This window comes from Ruegeria sp. (genome assembly GCF_965221235.1).
Classification (GTDB): domain Bacteria; phylum Pseudomonadota; class Alphaproteobacteria; order Rhodobacterales; family Rhodobacteraceae; genus Ruegeria.
This window is the reverse complement of the sequence record NZ_CBDCRS010000005.1, coordinates 147,998-168,596: the sequence shown is the minus strand read 5'-3', so window position 1 is coordinate 168,596 and position 20,599 is coordinate 147,998. Positions and strand designations below refer to the sequence as shown.

Genomic DNA, 20,599 nt, shown 5'->3' with positions numbered 1-20,599 from the left:
GGATCAGTCCTCGACTATATGGGTGGCGAAGATGTCGCGATATTCATTCCACTTGGCCCGGTCCACCTGTCCGTCCGGGCCGATGCAATCCGCGGCAGCATAGGCCATGGCAAAGGCGTGGTGCGTATTATCATGCGCAAACAACCCCTGCCTTCCAAAGACCAGCAGGCCGTCCAACCCAAGCAGCCACTGATCCACCGTGTCGAAACGGCTTTGGTAATCGACATCGTACACTGGATAAGCATGGCCCAACCTGCGGGTTTCGCAACGCCGCACCGGCACGGTGACAGGCAGACCCAGCTGCCCCAGCCATTCGGTGAAAGCGCGCCCCAGATCCTCGTCCGACATGTCCCACCATTTTTCGCCGGGATCACAGGGTAGCTCGGCACATAGGACAGTGACACCCTTAGGATCAGCACTGGCTGAATAGTTCTTGGGTTCTGACATCCGGCTAATGGGAATTGACGTTTCCGGGAAGTAATGCGCGTCGAATTCGGTGAACTGGTCGGTTTCCAGAACAAGATACAACAAAATCATGCCGCGGAACCGGATCGTGCGGGCCGCTTCGACGACATCCGCCGGCGGCTCGTCAATCAAGCGGGTTAGCCCGGTCAGCGGGATCGTCGACAGGATCAGATCGCCATCCAGCCGCGTTTCCCCATTCTCTGTTTGCAGGGTCAGCCCTGTGATCCGGTTGCCATCGCGTTCGATGCGGGTGATCTCGGTCTCAAACAGGAATTCGGCACCGTTTTGACGGGCGCTGTCCAGCATGGCATCCGAAATCTGGCCAAATCCCTGACGGGGATAATAAAATCGTCCGGCAGTCTCGCTGCGCAGACCAGGCATCAGACGCAGCATCTTCATCAGAATTTTCCCGACCGAACCGCTGCCAACGCGCCGCTCGGCCAGCGTGACCGCCAGTTTATCCGGGTCCAGTCCCCAGAGCTTGCGTACATAGGGGAAATAAAAGTTCTCGGAAATCGTCGGCCCCAACCCGTCATACAGTACTGACGAAAAAGTCTCAGGCCCCTGACTTTTCTTGCGGAACGGCTTCAGGGCCATGTCACCAATCAGCGACAGCGCAAAGGGTTTGGGCAGCCGCATCAACGCATCCGTCAGCTTGAGCGGAAAGTGAATCCATTTACCACCCAACCGGATGCGCCCGTGCCGGGGTCGCAAAAGCAGGTCGTCGCCCAACAGCTCTTTCACATCGGCGAGCACTTCGGGCTCGGCCGCCGGGTGGAACCGGTGCGAGCCGTAGTCGCAGATCACCCCCTCAACCGGGAATGACGCCGAGTTTCCGCCGGCCTGACCCGCCCATTCAATCACGGTGACACGCGCCTGACCATTGCGGGTCAGCGTATGCGCTGCCGCCAGACCCGCCGGTCCAGCGCCCAGAATGATAATGTGGGGCTTGTCCTGGCCCGCATCGCTTTGGGAAACATCCATCACTTATACTCTTTCTTTCCGGCAGGGGATGAGCCGAGTTTTAACCCCGAGAGGCTGAGTACCAACCCGCCAAGCCCCCCGGCAACAAACAGGACGGCCTGCCACATCAGGCCAGCCGCGACGATAACAGACGGGTCCGCCCCGAACGGGGACAGAAAGACGGCCAAAGTCGCCTCGCGCAGCCCAAGCCCGTTCAGCGAAACCGGTAGCACCGCGACAATCTTGGCCAACGGCCAGGCAAACAGCCAATGGCCAATATCAACTCCGGTTCCGGCGGCCACAGCGAGCCACCATGCGAGCGTAGCCAAAAGGCACTGAATCGCGGTCGAGGCGACAAAGGCGAGCGCAAGCAGGGCAGGCTTCTGGCTAAGATCGGAAAAAGCTGCGGCCAGTCGCTCGGCAAATCCACGCCCGGGCAGGGAAGGGGCCAATCGCCATGGCAGGGGCAGAAGATGTGGCAGCGCAATGACGCCTGCGACCAGAACGGCCAGGAACAACGCAACCTGAAAAACCATCCCGCTGTCGGCCCCGGCATGCCGAGACAGCACCAGACCAACGCCCGACACTGCCAACAGGGCCAGCATGTCGATCAGCCGGTCGGCGGCTGCAACGGCAACCACACGGGCGCCGTCTTTGACCGATGCTTGCGCCAGACCGGCACGTACCGCGTCGCCCCCAATTGCGCCAGGCAGGCACAGATTGGCTGCAAGCCCAGCAAAATGCGCGCGAATGGCTGCCAGCGGCGGCAGGGCCCGGTCCAGCAAAAGCCACCATTTCAGCGCCGCGGCTACATGCGCCAGAAGAAACAGGAGCAGCACCAGCAGGAACACTCTCAGCGGGATTGCCTCAAACGCCTGCCGGATGTGATCGAACGGAAGCAGCCAGAACAGGATGGCCAGCATGAGTAATGAGCCTGCGGCCCGTATGACCCAGCCGCGCCGGATCTTTGCACGAGTGGCAGGCGCGCTCATGTCAGGGCCTGAGATGCAGCCGCGAAATCATGTCTGCAATCAGCCCAAGCGACCAGATCATGATTGCGGCCAGAAACGAGAAGACGGCCGTTTCGCTCAGGTTCCATTGCGTCAGATCGTATAGCGTCTTGAAAAAGCCAAGGCCGAAAAAGACCAGACCCAAAGGAATGAACACGCGCAGCGGGTTGAACAACGTGCTGATGCGCAGGATCAGAATGATGAAATTCAGAAAGTCGATAGGCCGGATTTTCGACTTGCCAACGCGTTTGCCATATTCGATCGGCGTATAGATCATCCGCTTGCCATTCGATGTCATGCACAGCGTGATCGTGGTGGTGAACGAGAAATTCTGCGGCAGAAGAGGCAGAAAAGGGATCAGTTCAGACCTGCGAAACACCCGCATTCCTGAATTGAGATCGTTGATTTTACGCTCGGCCAGGAACGAGGCGAAGGCAAAGAGGAACTTCTTGGCCGGACGGCGCAGCAGCGGCACGTTTTTCATTGCCGACCCGCGATCCCCCACAACCATGTCCTGCTCCCGGCACAAGCTCAGCATTTCCGGCAGAAACCGTGCCGGATAGGTACCATCAGCATCAAGGATGGCGACATATTCGTACTGCGTCATTCTGATCCCGCGCTTGAGGCTGGCGCCATAGCCGGAATTGACGTCGTTATAGGTGACAATGGCCCCGCTTTCCTTGGCGCGGGCGCGGGTGGCATCCTGACTGGCGTCGTCAACCACGATGATTTCAAAGGGAATGCCAAGCGGCTCAAGATGCGCACGCACGTCGTCAACCGTGCTGAGTACAGCGTTTTCCTCATTATAGGCTGGGATCACCACGCTCAGCTCCATGCCCGCGGTCCCTGTCAGGTCTTCGGCGGCAGTGCTGTTTGAAGCGTTTGTATCAGTCACTTTGTTCATCGAGGTGAACCATCCCTTTTCTCAAACCAATTAAAATTAAACATAACCCGGGAATTTGGCAAAATTTGAACAATACCGAACACGGTCGTATTCTGGGTTTTCCCGGTGCGAAGTCCAGAATAAGTGCATCTGTTCGGTGAAATTTGCCCAAGGCGTGGCTGAAACGGCAACAAAGCCGTGATCACATTGGGTTTGGATCGCCTTGTCGCATCACACATGACCCAATGCTTTCCTGAAACTTGCCTCGGCCAGTTCTGCACCTTTGTCCCAGCTGAACCTGGCCGCCTGCGTCAGTGCCTTTTGCGACAGCGCATCACGCAGACCCGGTTCGCTCAGCAACCGGACGGCTTGATCCGACACAGCCTGACTGGACAGCGGATCAAAATAGAGCCCACCATCCCCGACCACTTCGGGCAGGCTGCCGCGGTCCGAGGACAGAACCGGCGTGCCGCAGGACATCGCCTCAAGCGCGGGCAGGCCGAACCCCTCCCACAGCGACGGAAAGACCAGCGCGTCAGATGTGTTCAGCAAGGCGGCCAGTTCCTCGTCGTCGATCTCACCCGTGAACACGATGCTTTCGGATCGGGCCGCATCGGCGGCGGCGCTGGCTTTCAGGTCTTCGATGTTGTCCCAGAAGCGGGCACCAGTCGTGCGTCCCACGATGGCCAGCCGCGCGTTAGGGACCCGCGCCAGAATGTCGGGCATGGCTTCGATCAGGCGCAGCACGTTTTTGTGCCGGTTGAATCCGCCCACATAAACCAGCAAAGGCGCATCCGTCGGAATCCCGTATCTTTGACGGGTCTGCACCAGAAGCTGTTTATCGTGGATGGGTCGAAAGACCGGTTCGGCGCCTTCGGTTATAATGTCGGTGCGACCGGCGGGTATGCGCAAGATGCGGTCCAGATCATCCGCCGATGCCTGTGAGATGGTCATGATCCGCGTGGCCTGTTTCTTCGCCAGCCAGCATTTTGCCTGCCACAGGCGGAAATTCAATTTCTTAGGGAATATCAGGTCCGGAAACCGTTCGGGGATGGTATCGTGGTAACACACGACCGAGGGCCGCCGGGTCAGCTGCGGGAAATAGGAATAGACGGCGGGGTAAAAGAACAGATCACAGTTCATCTGCCGTGCGGTTCGCGCCATGGTCATCAGATCGGCCCCGCCGCGCGCCGATGCGCCGGAAGAAGCCTCGGACATAGACTTGTCTGACCCCGCAACCCGGACGTCGACGCCGTCGGGAACAGGGCGCGTGGGGGCCTGATCGAACAGCAGCGTATAGCGAAAGCCCGAATGCCGCGCCGCCAGCGCCGGGATCAGGTTGCGGGTGAAACGCCCGAAGCCCCGTTCATTTTCCCAAGAGCTTGCGTCGACACCGATATGCAGCATGGTCTTGCCCTGATGGCGGCCCAAGAAATACGGAGGGCCTGCGATTACGTTTCAAATCATGGGGCGGCTTCAGCCAAATCGGCCCCGCAAATAGTCTGCTGTCGCCTCCAGACCTTTTTCAAGGGAATAGTCAGGCCGGTATCCCAGTCGATCCTGCGCCAAGGCGATGCTGCACCGGCCCCGGGCTGCAAAAAGGTCCAGCAGATGCCGGTCGGGATAGGCCACGCCATCACCCGACGCCACGCGCCGTTTGACGGCACGCACCAGAGCCTCAAACCGATTTCGCCCCAGCACCGTGCGGCCAAGCGCGCTGATCCGGGCCGCGGTCGACAAGGTCTCGGCGGCGGCGTCGTGGTCAGGTTCTGGCCCAAGGCGCTGCAACAGGGTTTCGTGTCGTTCAAATCGGATGTCGCCCTTGCCGACGATCTGGGAATAGCCTGACAGCAATTCAGACCAGCTTGCGGGTTCCGGGCCGGAGATGACGAATCGCTCCTGCCCCAGATCCTCCAGAGCCGCCGCCCTGAGAATGGCCTGAACCACGTCGTCGACATAGACGGCGTTACACAGGCCTTCGGGTTGGGGCAGGATCTGAGTTCCAGCCACAAGGTTTTCCGTCAACTGATCGGTCCACAAGGCACTGCCCGGCCCATAAATCAGGGTGGGTTGCAGGATTGCGGCTGGAATTGACCCGGCCATCAGCTGCGCCTCCATTTTGATCTTGGCTTGCCGATACGGGCTGCCGCCGGGGCGCTGCATCGGGCTAGTCTCGTCCAGATCCGCATTGGGCCAATCGTCATAGACAACGATTGAGCTGGTGTGGATGATCCTACCGATCCCGGCCTCCTGCGCGGCACCGAGCAGCGCGCCAAAGTCCGTCAGATTCCGCTCGGCGGTGGCCCGCACGTCATAGGCCAGATGGATCAGCATGTCGTGGCCGCGCAGAGCCTTAGTAAGTGCCCCCTGATCACCGAGGGGACCGGTGACAACTGTGACGCCTTTTGCCTCAAGGTCTTTCGCGCCATGACGGCTGCGCAGCAAGGCTGTGACCTGCCCGCCGTTGTTCAGAAGGGCCGGAACCAGACGCGCCCCCAGGAATCCTGTCGCGCCGGTGACAAACACCGCTTGCCCCTGCAAATTTTTTGATCCGGTTAAACTCACTGTTGCCAATCCTTCACCAATTAAAACCATTGCGTTGAAATCGTTGCGCGCCAGAAACCTAGCGCAGGGCGATTTCGCGTGCTACTCCGCTAACAGATGATCTGATGTTATAGATGTTCGGGGTGTATTTCCCCAAGGTTTTGAGTGAGGAATTTTATGAGGATCGGCGTGATTGGTGCGGCTGGCAAGATTGGTCAGATGCGCGTGCAGACCATTATCGACAATCCCGACACCACTCTGGCCGCCGTCATGGATACCAAAATGGATCGCGCCGAGGCTGTTGCCGGAGATGCGCCAGCCTTTACCGATACAGACAGGTTTTTTGACATTGATATGGACGCGGTTGTCATTTCGACCCCGGCCCATGTGCGCGAACCGCTGTGCATTGCCGCGTTTGACCGGGGATTGCATGTGTTGGCAGAAAAGCCGCTGGCCACCACGGTCGAAGCCAGCCGCAGGATCGTCGCCGCGGCGCAGACGGCAGGCAAGGCTTTGGGCGGCGGGTTCAACATGCGCTATTACCCGGCCTTTTCGTATGTGAAAGACGTCATCGGCTCGGGCCAGATCGGAGAGGTCGATCATCTGCGCATCTATGGTGGGCACGAAGGTCTGACGAAGTTCGTGTATGACTGGGAATACAAGTCCGACATCTCAGGCGGGGGCGCGCTGTGGGATGTTGGGATTCACATGACCGACATGGCCCGCCATATGATGGGCGAGATCACCAGCGTTTACGGCATCGCCACGGAAAAAGTCTGGAACGAACCGGGCTCCGAGGACAATGCGATGGCAATCTTCAAGAATCCCGAAGGTATTCCCGCGATCTATCAGGCCACGTGGTCGGATTGGAAAGGCTACAAAAGCCAGATCGAGGTTTATGGCACCAAGGGCATGGTACGCGGTGCCTATGCGCCGATGGAGACATTGCTGATCACAACGGATCGCCCGGGTGGCAAGCCCTCGCGTCAGCATCGCCGCTATCCCGGGATCATGCTGCGGGAAAAGGTGAAATCGTGGAAAACCACCGCGCTGCTGTCCTTCGCCGATGAGATGCGAGACTTTGTCGGACTATGTGCAGGGCAGACCGGGTTGCGTATTTCCGACGGCTACGCCGCACTGCGGGCGATCGAGGTCGCCGATGCCGTGCGCGAAAGCGGTGCGACCGGGCAGCCGGTCACGCTGAAGGCTCTGGGGGATATGGCCGCATGAGCTTGGATCAGTTTGCACAGGATGCTTGGCATCCCCACCGGGCCTTGTCAGTATCTGCGTTGAAGAGGCAGGATTTTTCCAGTTGCAGGAGCTTGCGGTGACAGATCATCCAACGCTTTCCATAGTCGTGACGATTGTCGATGGCGGCTCTTACCTACGCGACTTTCTGGTGTCGGTCGCTGCGTTCGAGAACCCTCCGCCCCTTGAATTGATCGTGCCATATGATGCGAGCGTTTTGGACGTCACCGATTACGCGGTCGAGTTCCCGGATGTGAAGTTTCTTGACCTTGGACCCATCACACCCGCCCGTCCGATCACGTCCGAGGCGGGCCAGCACGAGTTGTTTGACCGACGCCGAGCCGCAGGACTGGCCGCCGCGACCGGCGATGTGATTGCGATCCTGGAAGACCGCGGCCACCCACACCCGGATTGGGCGCGGACCGTCATGCGTCTGCATGCAGAAACCGGCAAGAACGTCATCGGCGGGGCCATCGACTGCAAGGAACCCGTCTCGCTGCTGAACTGGGCGTTTTACGTGACCGACTTCGGGCGCTATGGCCTGCCCTTCGATAGCGGTCCGGCGGAATGGGTCTCGGATGTGAACGTGACCTATAGCCGGAAGGCATTGGAGGCGACCTGCCATCTGTGGAAGGACCGGTTCCGCGAGCCGGTTGTCCACTGGTTCCTGATCGAACAGGGCGAAGAGCTGCTGTTGTCCAATGAGCTGGTGGTCGACCATGTGCGCCCTCCAGCCCGGCTGAGGCAGTTGCTGCCCGAGCGGTTTCACTGGGGTCGCCTGTTCGGCCATATCCGGGCCACGCATATGAGCGGCCCGAAGAGGTTGGCCTATATCCTGTCCAGCCCGCTGATACCACCGGTCCTGTGGGTGCGTCACGGTCTGACACAGGCCGGCAAGGGGCGGCTTTTGCGATACCTGACAGCACTGCCGTATATTATCATCCTGACTATTGCCTGGACCTGTGGCGAGGTCTGGGGCTACATCACACGCAGGCCCTGAACGATGCAGACACCCGGTCCAGAATACGACGTCATCGTCATTGGCTCGGGCGCTGCCGGGGGTTGGGTCGCAAAAGAGACCAGCGAGCGCGGTTGCCGGACATTGATGCTAGAGGCCGGGCGCGCGCTGGACCCCAAAGATGACTTCCCCGACAGTGACCGCGCGGGTGGATCTCGGGTCAGTATCCTCAGCCGTGTTATGGCGATCCTGCGGGGGCAGCATGTGCAGGCGCGATGCATGTCCTTCACGCCGCTGACCGGGCATCTGTTCGTCAATGACCGGCAGAACCCCTACACCACGCCACGGGACGGCCACTTCAACTGGTTCCGCTCCCGTCAGGTCGGTGGGCGATTGCATCTGTGGGGACGCAATGCGCTGCGCCTGTCAGATCAGGAATTCAAGGCCGCCGATCAAGACGGTTTCGGAGACAGCTGGCCGATTTCTTATGCCGATCTCGACCCGTGGTATGGACGGGTGGAGCAGTTTCTGGGAGTCGCGGGCGAGGCGGCACAGATCGAAAACCTGCCTGATGGTCTCTATGACGCCCCGCACCCGCTGACCGGGGCCGAGCGCAACCTCATGGACGAGTTGGCGCAGAAATGGCCGGATCGCCCCGCAACCACCTGCCGGATCATTCGCCACGTGCCTGCACGGACACCGCTGCCACTGACAGCTGCGCAAGCCAGCGGGAATTTCGAACTGCGCAGCGGGGCGGTGGTGTCAAAGATCGAAACCAATGCAAAGACAGGTCTGGCCACTGGCGTCCGCTACATCGACGCCTCCAGCGGGCACGAACACAGCGTGACCGCGCGGGTGATTGCGGTCTGCGCCTCAACAATTGAGTCGGTGCGGCTTTTGCTGAATTCCCACGGGCCGCGGCATGCGCAGGGGCTGGGCAATTCGTCCGGCAATCTGGGGCGCTACCTGTCGGATCACCTGATGGTCTTTCGTGCTGGCACTCTGCCTCAGGTCGAAGGGTTGGGGCCAAGCCATGATCCGTATGATTTCGGCGCCCAGTCTGGCATCTATATTCCCGGCTTCCGCAATCGTGGCGGGCCCGATGACTGCGGCTTTCTGCGTAGCTATTCCTTGCTGGGGTCAGTTGGGCGGATCGAACCAGGTTGGTTCTTCATGGCGATCGGAGAGGTTCTGCCGCGCGCCGAAAACCGGATTGAACTGGATGCGAACAGGCGCGACGCATGGGGTATTCCGGTACCAAAGGTCACACTACGCCATTCCGAGAATGAACGCGCCATGGTGCAGGACATGAAGGATACGCTGAAGGATGTGTCTGAGACCTTTGGCTTGCCTGATGATCTTTTGGGGCGCGAAAGCCTGATTTCCAAACTGGCCTACAAGATGGCCGGACCATTGGTTTACACCCCGGACGGGGCCTTGCAGCCGGGCTCTTCAATCCATGAAACCGGAGGGGCATGCATGGGTGATGATCCCAACCGGCATGTTCTAAACAGGGATCTTGAAGTCTATGACTGCCCCAATGTCCATGTCACGGACTCGGCTGCGTTTCCGACCAATCCGTTCCAGAATCCCGGCCTGACCATCATGGCCCTGTCCGCCCGCGCAGGCGCGCGGATCGCCGAGAAGGTCACCGCAGAAAAGGGGCACGGCTTATGACGCGTGTACACGGACCAACCAGGCGACGCGGGAAACTGGCCAAGTTCCTTCGTATTATGGCCGTGCTTCTTTTTGGTTGCGCGCTGGCGTTCGGAGGGATGCTCATGATCGCGCGCTCGGCCTTGAACGATCTTGATGCCGCTTTGGCCGCCTCACAAGGTCAAGACGTACTGCCAGCGCCCGAGTTGTCGGCCTTACAGCAGGCCGCTTTGTTCGGGGCGTCACAGATTCTGCCCCTGCGCCAGCCCGGAGCCGATCTGATTGCCGAGGGTCAGGTGTTCAGCGATTGCGAGGGGTGTCCGGAGATGGTCGTGGTGCAGCCCGGCTACTTCCTGCTTGGTTCTCCCGCGTTTGAAGAGGACCGCTATCTGCATGTCTTCAGCCGCCCACCGATCCGGCGGCAGCTGAAATTTGCAAACCGGGAAGGACCACGGCGTCTGGTCCATATCGCCCGGCCATTGGCCTTTTCGCGCTATGAGGTCACGTTTGATCAGTGGCAACAAGCTCAGGATGACCCGGACTGGCAGGCGATCACCGGACGTCCGCCGTATATGCCAGCGCTTGGCGAGGATTATCGGGGGGATCAGCCGGCGCTCCAACTTGACTGGCAGGATGCCCAGGCTTTGGCAGCGTATCTCAGTGCAAAAACCGGTCAGACGTATCGTCTGCCGACGGATGCTGAATGGGAATATGCCGCGCGCGCCGGAACTGTTACCCGCTACCCATGGGGTAATGAGATCGGGCAGAACAATGCGGCTTGTATCGGATGTTGGGACGCCTTTGGCGATACACGGATCAGCGCAGTGGGTCAGTTCCCGGCCAACGGGTTCGGTTTACATGACATGAACGGAAATGGGTACGAATGGGTCGAAGATTGTTTTGAGCCCTACCATGATGCCGTGAAAGAGTCCGCCGCGCCGCATGTGCCCGATGAAAACTGCGAATTCCGCACCATTCGCGGCGGTGGCGCGCTGGATATTGCCCCAAGTGCGCGCTCGGCTTTCCGGGTTGGCCCGCATTATTACAACCGGGATGAGGGGTTTGCTATCCGCCTGGTACGCGAGATGGCCTCCCCTGCGAATTAACACCCGATCAGATCGAGATAAGCCCTCTCGAGCCTGAGATGCTGAAAGTCGAGATCGAACTGACCTTCACGGCTGTGCCTTCAATGGCCGCAATCACCCCTACGGCGTCATCGATTAATTAAAACACGCCGGAACAGGCGGTTGCAACGGCGGGTTGGGTCAGGAAATCTAGGTTGCGCCAGAGTGCTCCGAGCATGTCGTTCTGAATTGGGCGTGATCTGCTAACGCCATACTGGCCAGGGGCAAGTGCGAAGGCCGCGCAACGGCCCGAACACATGTTGTAACTGTGCGATGCAGTCGATGAGTGTGTCTGAACCTTTCTGTTAGGTTAGCTGCGTTACCGCCTCGCTAGATCGTAATAAGCTTTTTCAAATTGGCGGTGCACCCAATCCGGGTCAAAGCGGTTTTCGTGGCTGCGTTTCAGGGCATTGTCCGCCAGCGTTTTCAGACGTCTTTCTTCCGACAGGACATCTGCCACAGCGGTGCAGATCGCATCGATGTCACCAATTGGCACCACTGCGCCAACGCTGTCATCAATCAATTCGACCACGCCGGAACAGGCAGTGGCCACGGCGGGTGTTCCCGCCTGAAAAGCCTCGGCGATCGTAAATGGCAACGCCTCCCAACGTGAGGTCAGCAGGAATAGGTCAGCCGCGCGCAGATGACGGATCGGTTTGTCCGTCCGACCGATGAATTTCAGATGCTTGCCAACCCCTTTTTCCTGCGCCAGGGCGTGCAGCTTCGCCTCGTCCGGCCCGTCGCCCGCTACGACAAAGCGGTAACCGGGGTGGGTCTGCTTCATCCGGATGACACAATCGATCAGGATGTCGATCCCTTTCTGCGGCTGCAGGCGGGCCAATGTAAGGATCAACCGCTCGCCATCCCCAAGCAGTTTTGCCCTTAGTTTGGCGACCTCCTCGGCGCTGTCTTCGGGCGGAGGGGACACGCCCAGACCGATCACCTTCAACTTGTCCTTCGGCACATTGCCGATGATGGCCAGATCTTCGGCAGACCGATGGCTGGGCGTGATCACCAGATCACATTTGGCGGCAATCCGGCCAAAGGCGGCAATGCGTTCCGGTTCAGACCCGTGATAGGTGACGGCGACCGGAATGCGGCGACCGGTGCGGGCAAGATTGGCGACCAGAGCGGGCGCGGATTCGTGGCAATGGATCAGATCGGCAGGGTTGTCCGCCAGCCAGCGCCTCAAACGCCAGGCTGCGCTGGCCGTGTGACGCAACCGGTTGACCATGCTGCCCCCTTCGCCCGCAACATAGCGTGTAGGCAGATTCAGAAATCCATCACCCCGGTTCGGACCGGCCCAGATGTCAGCAGTGCCAGCCAGCGTGATGCGGTGGTTTCTGGCTTCCAGCCAGTCGCTCAGCCCGAGGATATGCCGGGTGATGCCGCCCATGCCAAACTGGGAACCCATTTCGACGACATGAAGGGGATTTGAAGACGGGGTAGTCTGCATTTGATTTAGGTCGGAGCCAAATTTTTCAACAATCGGGCGATCATAACACGCGGGCATAATTTGCCTATGTCAGGATGGCCGATCCTTTCAGAACGTGTGCCTTTGCAGCATGTCCGCAACACAAGGTAAGAACCCGCAGATCACACTGGTTCGGACTTTAGATTGCCATATGGATTGTGTCTAATAACGGTCAGTTATTAGTAGCCCGGTAAAATCCGCATGCAGTCATTGCGCATTCTGATGTTCACCACATTTTATCCGCCCTATTCCTTCGGTGGTGATGCCGTGGGCATTCAACGCATGGCGCAGGCGCTGGTGGCGCGCGGTCACGACGTGACGGTGGTGCATGATGAGGACAGTTATCTGATTCTTGGTGGGCAGCCCCAGCCCGAGGCCGACCCCAACGGTGTGCGGCGGATCGGGCTGCGCAGCCGAAATGGCATGATGTCGAACCTGCTGACCCAGCAGTTGGGCCGCCCGGTGGTGCACGCGGGACGTATCCGCGAGATTCTGGCCGAGCGGAAGCCGAATATCATCTGGCATAACAATACCTCTCTGATTGGCGGCCCCGGCCTTTTACCGATGGGCGAGGGACTTAAAATCTATGAGGCCCATGAACACTGGCTGGTTTGTCCCACCCATGTACTGTGGCGGCATGGGCGCGAGCTGTGTGACGACCGCCAATGCCTGCGCTGCATGATGAACTACAAACGCCCGCCTCAGCTCTGGCGGTATACCGGGGCGCTGGACCGGGCGCTGGATCACATGGATCTGATCATCGCCAAAAGTGAATTCAGCCGCGCCAAGCATCGTGAATTTGGCCTGCGGCAAGAGATGCAGGTATTGCCCTATTTCCTGCCCGATCTGGATCAGGACGCCTTGCCGGAACCGGCCGTGCATGAACGCCCCTATTTCCTGTTCGTTGGACGGCTGGAAAAGATCAAAGGGCTGCAGGATGTGTTCCCGGCCTTTGACCGCTATCCGGATGCTGACTTATTAATCCTAGGCGATGGCGGCTATGCTGATGACTTGAAGAAACAGGCCGCAGGTAATGAACGGATCAAATTCCTGGGTCGCAAGACGCTGGAAGAACTCAACGCCTATTACCGGGGCGCCATTGGGCTGATCGTGCCGTCCGTGTGTTATGAGACCTTCGGCATCATCCTGATCGAAAGCTTTCGGCTGGGCACGCCGGTGATCGCCCGGCGACTGGGGCCCTTCCCTGAAATCGTCGAGCGGGCAGGCGGTGGATCGCTGTTCGAGACCGAAGATGATCTGATCGCCGCGATGCGTGATCTGCAGAATCGGCCCGACCGGCGCGACGAGCAGGGTGCAGCTGCACGCAATGCGTTTCTGGATATCTGGCACGAAACACCGGTGCTTCAAGCATATGGAGCTGCCCTAGCCCGCGCGGCGCAGGGAAAAGGTGACCGGACGCTGGCCAAAGCACTTGAGGCTGGGGCGTTTGAGAGTGGATCTCAACCCGCCAATGTCCCGATCCGATGAGCGTTGGCCATAACCGAGAATGTAATGGTCGTGGCCGGAATGCTGGGCAGGCTTGAGGCGTCAACGACATGAACGCGGGACAATCCTTTGGGCCGGCCCAGAATATCCGTGCCGCCGGGGCCGGGATCAGACGACATCGGAACCGACCCACCCACATGAAAACCCGAACCCGGCTCTCCACGGCGAGCGGCAAAGGTCAGTGTCGAAAGCCCCACCGTGTTCAGGGCTTTGGCCAATCGGGCTTTGACAGCAGTCATGATGTGATCGGTGTCAGGATTCTGGACAACCGAAGGGGTTAGACGCCCGTCTGCCGCAAGCGACAGGTCAATCCGGGCCGAATGGTCGGAATGCAAAAATGCCTGTGCTACGATCAGCCGCTTCGCCAAGGCACGCCACAGTGGGGCCGAGCCGGGCAGTTTGGAACCATAGGTCGAATTTAAATCATGGGCGTAGAATTCGTTCCAGGTGTAGATCTGTGCATGAACCAGACGCTGGGAAATAGTCGGATCAGCGATTTCCACAAAGGCCTGAGGCAGCGTGTGAAATGGCATCCGGTCCGGCTGGCGCGGCGCACGCCATCTGTGCAGGCTGGGCAGAAAAAAATGCTGGCTGTCCTTGAGAGTCAAAACCCGGCTGCGGTCGGGGTCCGAGGTCAAAATCAGCCGCGCTGTTTCCAGTACACCTGCGGCGATAAAGACACGGTCGACCTGCAGGGTTTCACCGCCATCCAGCGTCAGGATTACGCCGTCTGCGGTTTCCTCGAAGCGGCGGACAACGCCAGACTGATGGCTGAAACCCGGTCGGTTGCGCAGATCGGCAAGCGTCTGTCTGGCCGACCAGATATAACCCCACGGGCAGCCATGCAGGCACTGACCGCAATATTGGCAGGCCGGATCTACGGCCAACCGGGCAGCACCGGCATGAACGCCCAATTTTGCGAGGTTCGCTTTCCTTTGGCTCAGCTTTTTAAGCAATACAGCGGCCTGAGGGGATGAATTCAGCGCGGTTCGACCTTGCATGGAAAAGACAGGCAGAAGGGCTTCCAGATCATCGCTCTGACCGCTGATCGGCATGAACTCTGCCACCGCCTTGTAATGAGGGGCGAGATCGCTAGCACTAATCGGCCAGTCCGATATGTCTTCAGCCCGGTTGGGCAGAACAGCTGAGCCCCACAGATTTGACAGCCCCCCTTCCGCGCGCGAGGCCCGTAATCCGAACCCCTCTGTCCTGGTCAGGGTCTCGGAGGCAGGCTCCATCGCGAAGTCAGAACCGAACCGGCGGATTTGCCCCGGTGGCGTCTGGAACTGCGGAGCCTGCCAATTGGCGCGCATGTCCTGTGACCATTCATCCGGTGGCATGCTGGCCATTTCTGTGCGCAGCGCTGTGGCCTTTTGATTTGGAATTTGTCCCCCATCCAGCATCAGCACCTGCCGCCCCCGCGCCAGCAAGGCCGCAGCGACCGAGGCCCCAGATGGGCCAGACCCAATAATTAGATCAGTCATACCCGTGGCGTTTCAGAATAAGGATATCTCCGTCCCCAAGGGTTCCAGGGAAGTGGTGGACCAATTCAAAAACAGGCCCGATATCGTTGCGCAAGGTCGGGATCATCCTGTGCGACCGCGCTGGGAACGGTACGACGAGAACGACCGGCCGGGGCTCGGCCAGAGCCTTGTCATAGTCCTTCTGTGACATCAGATTCCCCCAGTCGGCTCCGAAAAACCCGGCAAACAAGGGGCCGCTATGGCCTACGGAATATACGTCTGTTCGGCTGTCCTGATGCTTTCTGCCATTTCATATGCGCCCGCCATATCCTGTTTCGGGGCCGAGTAGTTTCTCTGGATCAGGGCAATTGAGATCAACACCATCGCCGCCGATGCGGCAATGAACAGATATCGCCCAAGCGTGGGCCGCCCCACAAGGCGCCCTGCAAACCGTGTAGTGGCAGAGACACCAACCACGATCAGAATCAGGATAAAGCCAATATCCGTGAAGAAAAACCGGGGCCAGACGCGCATGCCCAGAGCCAGCAACAGAACCAGCATCAGCAGGATATGCGCCAGTACCATGGGAGCAAAAAGCGGTGCCCGCCCATGCAATGTCGCGGTTCCGATGCAAGAGACCGCCACCACGGCCAATGCCACCAGCAAGGGCAAAGCACCGGCCGTGCCAATCGCGGTCCGAACCCCTTCGAACACGGTCCAGATCGGGTTTTGATACTCTTGCATCAGATCGACTGCGGATGTTTCGGATACTGACCCTACGGTGTTCAGAACATCGGGGATCACAGGTGCATAGAACGCGGCGAGCGACAGCAATCCAACAGTGGCACCGATCAGCGGGGACAGAAGCAGATCGCGCGGTAACTGCCCTTTCAGGGCAAGGGCAATGACAAGGACAAGCCAGACGAGCCCTTGTGCGGCAAAGAAAAACGCCCCGGTCAGATGTGTAAAGACGGCTGCGGCCAGAACCAGACCATAGGCAACCCATGTGCCGCGCTTTGGTGCATTTACCCCACGCAGGAAAAAGATCATACCGAGGGTGCTCCAGAATGCCAGCTCGGTATAGCCACGAGCGTTCTGAGAGAACCAGACCTGATGATAGGACAGGGCGATCAACAGCGCCGAGACATGTGCTACGGCCACCCCGGCCACATCCCGGGCAAGCCACCAGATGGCAAGGACAGTGCCAGTTCCGAACAACACTGCCGGAAGGCGGTACGCCCAGATGTGGTCGCCAAACACAGATGTGGAAAGTTTGGATTGCAAGGTGAACAGATAGTGGTTGTTCATCGAATAGCCCTGCATGATGTCGGACCATGGGCCGCGCACATAGGACTGGATGGTGACGATCTCATCATACCACAGCGGTGCATTCAGGCCGATTAGGCGCAACACGATGGCCAGTGCCAGAATGGCCGCCAGCAAGAAATAATCGACAGACCTGAGCACGGTGTACTGCATAGCTGTAATCTATGCCGTTAGCGGAAGGCGCATTTCATTGGCAATATCGTCAATGATCTGGCTCAGAGGTAGCATCGGGCGGAACCCGGTGATGCGCTCGAGTTTCGAAACATCAGGCAGGCGGCGCTGCATGTCTTCGAACCCCTCGGGGTAAACCTGCTCGTACGGCACGAGTTGTATGTCAGAGTCAGACCCAACCGCCTTGATGATCTGTTCGGCCAGCCCATGGATCGTGACTTCCTGATCTGTGCCAATATTGAAAACCTCGCCGCGGGCTGCCGGCGTGTTCATCAGCCGGCACATGGCCTCGACAACATCTGCGACATGCCCAAAGCAGCGTGATTGTTTGCCAGTGCCGTGTACGATCAACGGAGCATTCTCGAGCGCGGATTTCACAAAATTGGGCAGAACCATGCCATAGCGTCCGGTTTGACGCGGCCCGGTGGTGTTGAAAAACCTCAGAATGGTGACCGGCAGGCCGGATTCCCGGGCATGGGCCAGTGCCAGAAACTCATCCAGAGTTTTGGCGCAGGCATAAGACCACCGCAGGTTTTTTGTTGCCCCGATTGTCAGATCGTCTTCTTCTTGGAACGGGAATTTTGTTGCTTTCCCGTAGACTTCCGAGCTGGATGCGATGAATGTGTGCGCTCCGTTCTGCAGGGCCGCGTCCAGAACGTTTTCGGTACCAGCAACATTCGTCAGCATCGATTGGCTGGGCTCATCCATTATCAGTTTGACCCCGACTGCTGCAGCCAGGTGGAATACCACGTCGGCGGCTGTGACCAGTTTGGCAACCAGAGCGCGGTCCAGAATGCTGCCTTCTACGAAACGAAACGCAGAGTGATCTGCAATCGCGGCAAGGTTGGATATCTGTCCGGTGGAAAGATCATCCAGAACCGTGACGTCATGGCCATTCTGGATCAAGCGTTCAGAAAGATGTGAGCCAATAAAACCGGCACCACCGGTAATCAGAATATGCATTTGTACTCGCCAGACCTACTAAGAATAACCAATTGCCCTGATTATAACACGTCGCCCGGAACGCATCTATATTCCCGGATCGTATGTAGTGAACGAATGGAATTTGGATCTGCATTCTGTGATTGATCGGGAAACAATTGCAGGCATTTTGCCTGATTTTGCAGCGACGTACATCATGAAGACTGTTTAGACGCATGGTACACGACTCATGGCCAAACGCGCTCCATTTTGGGGCTTGAAAGCGACCGCTTTGGGCAGGTTCGTCGCCAGGCCTGAAGAGCCTTTTCCGGGTTATATAAGATCCAACGTCGGAGCGCGTCGAACCCGACCCTGAACCATGACGTTGCCCGCCGCTTGTGGGCTTTTTTCGGGATCCCCTGTCGGCCCATCGCCTGACTTGCGCATCGGTATGCCCAGGTCATGGCCAGCGCAACGATCGTAAGGAGTGTCGCAAGCTTGTGCGGGTCGGTGATGTGAGTGTCTTCGATATTGAAGCCACGAGTTTTGGCATCTGCGAAGAGGCATTCAATGCCCCACCTTTTGCGATAGAGTTTGAGTGGGTTTTTTGGGGCGTCGATGTTTGTTGCGACCCAAATCAACTCGCCACCTTTGATCCGTTTCCCCTGAAAGCGAAATAGGTTCTTGGGCGTGTGCGCCATGCCGCCCAGCCAGCCTTTCCATTGGCCCTTGCGGCGTTTGCGCAGCAGCGAACGCAACTGGAACCGGCGTCCGTCTTCGGTGTGGATGTGCATGTTTTCGCGTAAGCGGACGACGAATGGAACGTTGTTTTCAGCGAGAAAATCCAACCACTTATCCCCAATGAACTCCCGGTCTGCCAGCAGAGCCTCAATGGAAGATGCCCCGAACACTCGAAGATATCGTCGGATCAACTTCTTGCGTTGCCGCGTTGAGCTATTACCGCTGTTACCCAGAAGCGACCACATCAGAGGCACCTTGAAGCGGCGTGTCACGATCGCCAGAACCAGAAAGTTGATATCGGTCTTGCCCAACTTCCAGTTGGTCCGGTCCAGCGCAAGGAGCTTTGGACCCTTCAGATCAAGCAGGCAGATAATCAACCGCGCAACCACATCTCCATCCAATCGAACATGCTGGAAGAAGCGCTGAAGGCGGCGATAACTCGATGCATGAAGAGCGCTGCCGGGGAACTGACTCGCCAGATGACCAAGGTTCACAGTTCGACCGTTTGCCAGACCAATCAGCATTATGGCCAGGGTCTCCAATCGCGTCTTGCTCAGATCAAAATGTGGGCTTAGCGTTGTCATCAGAGGGGTGAGGAGAAATCCGAACATCCTGAAGATCCTTGTAGTGAAGAATCTTCAATTCGAATCCTTTTCGCCCCTCGTTTCAAGAAGCGTCGTGTACCGTGGTTTAGACGCCGGAACCTTTTGGCGAATGAACGAGCGCAATACTTCCAACCTGTCGCGCAGGAAAAAAAATGCCAGCCCTGCAAACAGGACCAGGCCGCTCAGAGTGCCGGTAACAAGCACGATCAGCCCAGACGTTTCGGCCAGTTGGTGGCTTACCAGGTAAACGCCGGCCGCCATGATGGCTGCTAGAAAAAAGGGTGCGATGTGCAGGCGCATGAGCGTACCAGCTTTGAGGTTGGCGATGGCGGCAAGATTGCGAAAACGCAGTGGCCACAGAACCAGAAATGCGACCACAAAGCCCGCAGTGACAGCCGGAAGTCCGAAAGGAACGGTGAGATAGATCAGGGTGATGCTCAACCCGACTTCGCACCAGGCCAGCAAGGCCAGAATACCCACCCGACCTGCAGCCAGACAGTAGGTTTGCTGTACCTTCTCGATGCATAGATACAGTCCGAAGACTGACAGAATACTCAGGACAGGTGCTGCTGCAGCCCATTTCTGTCCGAACAGAACGGTTAGTGCCGGTTCGGACAGCAGCGCCAGACCGGCAAAGGCAGGAAAGGCCACAAGCCCCGTGATGCGCATGATATCTAGCAGCAGCGCAGTGGCGTTTGCACCGTCGCGCATGACTTGACTGAGTGCGGGATGGGCCACCATGCGCAAAGGTGTTGTTACCAGAAAAGAAGCAATCTCGACCGCCCGCCATGCGATCGAAAACAACCCAGCTTGTATGGGACCAAGCGTGGCTCCGATGATGACCGAGGGCATCTGAACTGCAACTAGTTCAGCCGCGCGCAGGCCGATGATGCGGTGGCCGAAATGCAAAACCTCGCCGATATGGGTAAAGGATACGCTCAAGCCCGGTCGCCACGAGACCGCAGCCCAGGCCATGATTGCGTTCACGCCAACTTGGGTGACACGCTGCCCTGCCAGGCTCCAGACACCAAAGCCTGAAAGTGCCATGCCGATCCCGACCACCCCACCTGCAATGACGCCACATACCGCCCGCAGAGCTAATGCACGAAATCGCATTTCGCGCCGTAGCAATGCCACGGGAACCGCCGCCAGCGCAATCATGGGTACGGTTGGCGATAGCGCAACAATAAGCGGGGCAACCTGCGCTTCGCCATAGAAGGTCGCAATCGGATTTGATGCGATAAACAGCAAACCTGCCAGCCCCGCACCAAATGCCACCAACAGCCAGAATACGGAGTTTAGGCGCTGTGGTGACAACGTGTCTTGTGTCAGCAATATCTCAGACACAGATTCGCGCACCAAAAATTCCACAAGCAGGACAAGGGCTGCGGCCATTGCAAGAATGCCGAATGTCTCGACGCCCAGAAGACGGGCAAGCACGGCGAGTATGGCAAAGTTAATGGCTTGTTCGACCCAGCCGCCTGCCGACATCCAGGCGACGCCTTTGGTGAATTTCCGTTCAAATGACATCGCTATCTTAT

General features: G+C 58.5%; 17 protein-coding genes. 5 read left to right on the top strand and 12 right to left on the bottom strand.

The annotated features are described in order from the left end of the window. Positions 1-3: 3 nt before the first annotated feature. From ACOQOY_RS21420 to ACOQOY_RS21400, 5 genes are all read right to left on the bottom strand, one after another. Positions 4-1,449: a protoporphyrinogen/coproporphyrinogen oxidase gene (locus ACOQOY_RS21420; RefSeq protein WP_420587410.1), complete on the bottom strand. Its 1,446-nt coding sequence runs from the start codon at positions 1,447-1,449 to the stop codon at positions 4-6. Further along, positions 1,449-2,420: a lysylphosphatidylglycerol synthase transmembrane domain-containing protein gene (locus ACOQOY_RS21415; RefSeq protein WP_420587409.1), complete on the bottom strand. Its 972-nt coding sequence runs from the start codon at positions 2,418-2,420 to the stop codon at positions 1,449-1,451. Before ACOQOY_RS21415 ends, ACOQOY_RS21420 begins: the two co-directional genes overlap by 1 nt. A 1-nt stretch (position 2,421) precedes the next feature. Continuing rightward, positions 2,422-3,342: a glycosyltransferase family 2 protein gene (locus tag ACOQOY_RS21410; RefSeq protein ID WP_420587408.1), complete on the bottom strand. Its 921-nt coding sequence runs from the start codon at positions 3,340-3,342 to the stop codon at positions 2,422-2,424. 210 nt (positions 3,343-3,552) lie between these two features. Then, positions 3,553-4,728, bottom strand: a complete 1,176-nt coding sequence (locus tag ACOQOY_RS21405; RefSeq protein ID WP_420587407.1) for a glycosyltransferase family 4 protein — start codon at positions 4,726-4,728, stop codon at positions 3,553-3,555. A 69-nt stretch (positions 4,729-4,797) separates the two neighbouring features. Next, positions 4,798-5,886: an NAD-dependent epimerase/dehydratase family protein gene (locus tag ACOQOY_RS21400; RefSeq protein ID WP_420587406.1), complete on the bottom strand. Its 1,089-nt coding sequence runs from the start codon at positions 5,884-5,886 to the stop codon at positions 4,798-4,800. A 156-nt stretch (positions 5,887-6,042) separates the two neighbouring features. Here ACOQOY_RS21400 and ACOQOY_RS21395 point away from each other — a divergent pair, with 156 nt between their 5' ends. The 4 genes from ACOQOY_RS21395 (at position 6,043) to ACOQOY_RS21380 (ending at position 10,833) form a co-directional block, all read left to right on the top strand. Then, positions 6,043-7,095, top strand: coding sequence for a Gfo/Idh/MocA family protein (locus ACOQOY_RS21395; RefSeq protein ID WP_420587405.1), 1,053 nt, complete (start codon positions 6,043-6,045; stop codon positions 7,093-7,095). A 97-nt stretch (positions 7,096-7,192) separates the two neighbouring features. Beyond that, entirely contained in the window at positions 7,193-8,113 is a 921-nt protein-coding gene (locus tag ACOQOY_RS21390) for a hypothetical protein (protein WP_420587404.1), read from the top strand. Between the two features lie 3 nt (positions 8,114-8,116). Next, entirely contained in the window at positions 8,117-9,748 is a 1,632-nt protein-coding gene (locus ACOQOY_RS21385) for a GMC oxidoreductase (RefSeq protein WP_420587403.1), read from the top strand. A gap of 104 nt (positions 9,749-9,852) precedes the next feature. Then, positions 9,853-10,833 (top strand): formylglycine-generating enzyme family protein, encoded by a 981-nt coding sequence (locus tag ACOQOY_RS21380; protein ID WP_420587402.1) that lies wholly within the window; start codon positions 9,853-9,855, stop codon positions 10,831-10,833. Between the two features lie 337 nt (positions 10,834-11,170). Here ACOQOY_RS21380 and ACOQOY_RS21375 read toward each other — a convergent pair whose 3' ends face one another. Further along, positions 11,171-12,265, bottom strand: a complete 1,095-nt coding sequence (locus ACOQOY_RS21375; protein WP_420587401.1) for a glycosyltransferase family 4 protein — start codon at positions 12,263-12,265, stop codon at positions 11,171-11,173. 261 nt (positions 12,266-12,526) lie between these two features. Here ACOQOY_RS21375 and ACOQOY_RS21370 point away from each other — a divergent pair, with 261 nt between their 5' ends. After that, on the top strand, positions 12,527-13,813 hold the full coding sequence (locus tag ACOQOY_RS21370; protein ID WP_420587400.1) for a glycosyltransferase: 1,287 nt from the start codon (positions 12,527-12,529) through the stop codon (positions 13,811-13,813). Here ACOQOY_RS21370 and ACOQOY_RS21365 read toward each other — a convergent pair. The 6 genes from ACOQOY_RS21365 to ACOQOY_RS21340 all read right to left on the bottom strand — a co-directional run bounded on the left by ACOQOY_RS21365 (position 13,786) and on the right by ACOQOY_RS21340 (position 20,588). Next, positions 13,786-15,315: a GMC oxidoreductase gene (locus ACOQOY_RS21365; RefSeq protein WP_420587399.1), complete on the bottom strand. Its 1,530-nt coding sequence runs from the start codon at positions 15,313-15,315 to the stop codon at positions 13,786-13,788. The two genes, ACOQOY_RS21370 and ACOQOY_RS21365, sit on opposite strands and share 28 nt — an antisense overlap. Beyond that, a complete protein-coding gene (locus tag ACOQOY_RS21360) occupies positions 15,308-15,505 on the bottom strand; it encodes a hypothetical protein (protein ID WP_420587398.1) in 198 nt (65 codons plus the stop codon). The genes ACOQOY_RS21365 and ACOQOY_RS21360 overlap by 8 nt, the downstream gene beginning before the upstream one ends. Before the next feature lie 53 nt (positions 15,506-15,558). Beyond that, positions 15,559-16,773, bottom strand: coding sequence for a glycosyltransferase family 39 protein (locus ACOQOY_RS21355; RefSeq protein ID WP_420587397.1), 1,215 nt, complete (start codon positions 16,771-16,773; stop codon positions 15,559-15,561). Positions 16,774-16,782: 9 nt separating this feature from the next. Continuing rightward, positions 16,783-17,754: an NAD-dependent epimerase/dehydratase family protein gene (locus ACOQOY_RS21350; RefSeq protein WP_420587396.1), complete on the bottom strand. Its 972-nt coding sequence runs from the start codon at positions 17,752-17,754 to the stop codon at positions 16,783-16,785. 206 nt (positions 17,755-17,960) lie between these two features. Continuing rightward, positions 17,961-19,064, bottom strand: a complete 1,104-nt coding sequence (locus ACOQOY_RS21345; protein WP_420583443.1) for an IS4 family transposase — start codon at positions 19,062-19,064, stop codon at positions 17,961-17,963. Positions 19,065-19,091: 27 nt separating this feature from the next. After that, positions 19,092-20,588: a lipopolysaccharide biosynthesis protein gene (locus ACOQOY_RS21340; protein ID WP_420587395.1), complete on the bottom strand. Its 1,497-nt coding sequence runs from the start codon at positions 20,586-20,588 to the stop codon at positions 19,092-19,094. Positions 20,589-20,599: the final 11 nt, after the last annotated feature.

What these genes read in the sequence shown, in the direction of transcription:
- ACOQOY_RS21420 (WP_420587410.1), bottom strand. Translation starts at nt 1,449, where the DNA reads ATGGATGTTTCCCAAAGCGATGCGGGCCAGGACAAGCCCCACATTATC.
- ACOQOY_RS21415 (WP_420587409.1), bottom strand. Translation starts at nt 2,420, where the DNA reads ATGAGCGCGCCTGCCACTCGTGCAAAGATCCGGCGCGGCTGGGTCATA.
- ACOQOY_RS21410 (WP_420587408.1), bottom strand. Translation starts at nt 3,342, where the DNA reads ATGAACAAAGTGACTGATACAAACGCTTCAAACAGCACTGCCGCCGAA.
- ACOQOY_RS21405 (WP_420587407.1), bottom strand. Translation starts at nt 4,728, where the DNA reads ATGCTGCATATCGGTGTCGACGCAAGCTCTTGGGAAAATGAACGGGGC.
- ACOQOY_RS21395 (WP_420587405.1), top strand. Translation starts at nt 6,043, where the DNA reads ATGAGGATCGGCGTGATTGGTGCGGCTGGCAAGATTGGTCAGATGCGC.
- ACOQOY_RS21385 (WP_420587403.1), top strand. Translation starts at nt 8,117, where the DNA reads ATGCAGACACCCGGTCCAGAATACGACGTCATCGTCATTGGCTCGGGC.
- ACOQOY_RS21380 (WP_420587402.1), top strand. Translation starts at nt 9,853, where the DNA reads ATGATCGCGCGCTCGGCCTTGAACGATCTTGATGCCGCTTTGGCCGCC.
- ACOQOY_RS21375 (WP_420587401.1), bottom strand. Translation starts at nt 12,265, where the DNA reads ATGGGTTCCCAGTTTGGCATGGGCGGCATCACCCGGCATATCCTCGGG.
- ACOQOY_RS21370 (WP_420587400.1), top strand. Translation starts at nt 12,527, where the DNA reads ATGCAGTCATTGCGCATTCTGATGTTCACCACATTTTATCCGCCCTAT.
- ACOQOY_RS21365 (WP_420587399.1), bottom strand. Translation starts at nt 15,315, where the DNA reads ATGACTGATCTAATTATTGGGTCTGGCCCATCTGGGGCCTCGGTCGCT.
- ACOQOY_RS21360 (WP_420587398.1), bottom strand. Translation starts at nt 15,505, where the DNA reads ATGTCACAGAAGGACTATGACAAGGCTCTGGCCGAGCCCCGGCCGGTC.
- ACOQOY_RS21355 (WP_420587397.1), bottom strand. Translation starts at nt 16,773, where the DNA reads ATGCAGTACACCGTGCTCAGGTCTGTCGATTATTTCTTGCTGGCGGCC.
- ACOQOY_RS21350 (WP_420587396.1), bottom strand. Translation starts at nt 17,754, where the DNA reads ATGCATATTCTGATTACCGGTGGTGCCGGTTTTATTGGCTCACATCTT.
- ACOQOY_RS21345 (WP_420583443.1), bottom strand. Translation starts at nt 19,064, where the DNA reads ATGTTCGGATTTCTCCTCACCCCTCTGATGACAACGCTAAGCCCACAT.
- ACOQOY_RS21340 (WP_420587395.1), bottom strand. Translation starts at nt 20,588, where the DNA reads ATGTCATTTGAACGGAAATTCACCAAAGGCGTCGCCTGGATGTCGGCA.